Annotated in this window: 1 protein-coding gene; it reads right to left on the bottom strand. The window is 68.2% G+C overall.

Features of this window, described 5'->3' with window-relative positions; genetic code table 11:
- Window positions 1-26: 26 nt before the first annotated feature.
- Window positions 27-1,195 (bottom strand): IS3 family transposase gene (locus tag P2T65_RS21120; protein WP_276200693.1). Its coding sequence is split into 2 segments (ribosomal slippage): window positions 27-946 and window positions 946-1,195, totalling 1,170 coding nucleotides; the frame shifts between segments, so codons are not numbered across the junction.
- Window positions 1,196-1,211: the final 16 nt, after the last annotated feature.

Here is a 1,211-nt window from a genome sequence, read left to right as displayed (position 1 = left end):
TGACCTGCCCCCCGCCGGTCCCTCATTCATTGTGAGAGCCCAGGGGTTTGGTAGCTGATCTCCATCGCCGGCGGTAGCGGCCGGGCGGTGGAGCTGATTACGTTGCGCAACCGCCCGGCCGCGGGGTTCAGCCGCACGGCTTCGGGGGTAAGCCCGCCGTGCGCCGAGTGTGGGCGCACGTGGTTGTAGTCGAGCCGCCAGCGCTCGATCACGGCGCGGGCCTCGGCCAGATTGGCGAAGACCTCCTCGTTCAGACACTTGTCGCGCAGCTTGCCGTTGAAGCTCTCCACGAAGCCGTTCTGTTGCGGCTTGCCCGGCGCGATGTAGTGCCAGTCGACGCCGGTGCGATTGGTCCATTCCAGCATCGCCCGGCTGGTCATCTCGGTCCCGTTGTCGCTGACGATGGTCGCCGGCTTCCCCCGCCGGGCGATCAGGACGTCCAGCTCGCGGGCCATGCGATGGCCGCCGATCGAGGTGTCGACCACCAGCGCCAGGGCCTCGCGGGTGAAGTCGTCGACGATGCACAGGATCCGGAAGCGCCGGCCCCAGCTCAGGGTGTCGGCCACGAAGTCCAGGCTCCAGCGCTGGTTCGGGCCATCCGGCAGCGCCATCGGCGCCCGTGTCCCGGTCGCGCGCTTGCGGCCACGCCGCCTTCGCACCGCCAAGCCCTCTTCGCGATAGAGCCGGAAGAGCTTCCTCTTGTTCATGCTGACGCCTTCACGCTCGAGCAGGATGCCGAGCCGCCGGTAGCCGAAGCGGCGTCGTTCCGCCGCCAGGCCCCGCAGCCGCTCCCGCACGTCCGCATCGCCTGGATCGGCCACGCGACGCACCGTCTTGGGATCGACCTGGACCAGCCCGCAGGCGCGCCTCTGCGAGAAGCCGCGCTCCGCCATCAGGCGAAGCACAGCCTCCCGGCGCGCTGCAGGCCCGATCAGTTTTTTCCCAGAAGGTCCTTCAGGGCCGAGACGTCCAGCATCGACTCCGCCAGCAGCTTCTTCAGCCGCCGGTTCTCGTCCTCAAGCGTCTTCAGCTTCTGCGCGTCCGACACGCTCATGCCGCTGTACTTGGCCTTCCAGCGATAGAAGGTCTGCTCGCTGATCCCGTGCCGCCGACACACCTCCGCCGTCGGGCTTCCGGCCTCCTGCTCCCGCAGCACGCCGATGATCTGCGCCTCGTTGAACCTGCTCTTCTTCACGTCCGTCTCCTCTAGG

The sequence above is a fragment of the Chelatococcus sp. XZ-Ab1 genome, from assembly GCF_029309855.1.
GTDB lineage: Bacteria > Pseudomonadota > Alphaproteobacteria > Rhizobiales > Beijerinckiaceae > Chelatococcus_A > Chelatococcus_A sambhunathii.
This window is presented reverse-complemented; position numbering and strand designations above follow the sequence as displayed.